The organism is Nocardioides sp., from assembly GCF_004803405.1.
Classification (GTDB): domain Bacteria; phylum Actinomycetota; class Actinomycetes; order Propionibacteriales; family Nocardioidaceae; genus Nocardioides; species Nocardioides vastitatis.
This window is the reverse complement of record NZ_SSXI01000029.1, coordinates 336-756: the sequence shown is the minus strand read 5'-3', so window position 1 is coordinate 756 and position 421 is coordinate 336. Positions and strand designations below refer to the sequence as shown.

The following is a 421-nucleotide window of genomic DNA, read 5'->3' as shown; positions in this document are numbered from 1 at the left end:
GCGAAATTCCTTGTCGGGTAAGTTCCGACCTGCACGAATGGCGTAACGACTTCTCGACTGTCTCAACCATAGGCCCGGTGAAATTGCACTACGAGTAAAGATGCTCGTTTCGCGCAGCAGGACGGAAAGACCCCGGGACCTTTACTACAGTTTGATATTGGTGTTCGGTTCGGCTTGTGTAGGATAGCTGGGAGACTGTGAACCCTGGACGCCAGTTCGGGGGGAGTCGTCGTTGAAATACCAGTCTGGTCGTGCTGGATGTCTAACCTGGGTCCGTGATCCGGATCAGGGACAGTGTCTGATGGGTAGTTTAACTGGGGCGGTTGCCTCCTAAAGGGTAACGGAGGCGCCCAAAGGTTCCCTCAGCCTGGTTGGCAATCAGGTGTTGAGTGTAAGTGCACAAGGGAGCTTGACTGTGAGA

The 421-nt window shown here is 54.2% G+C and carries 1 rRNA gene (running past one end of the window); it reads left to right on the top strand.

Going from position 1 to position 421, the window contains the following annotated elements:
- A 23S ribosomal RNA gene (locus E7Z54_RS02155) occupies positions 1-421 on the top strand (its annotated part continues 335 nt past the right edge of the window); the annotation flags it as partial.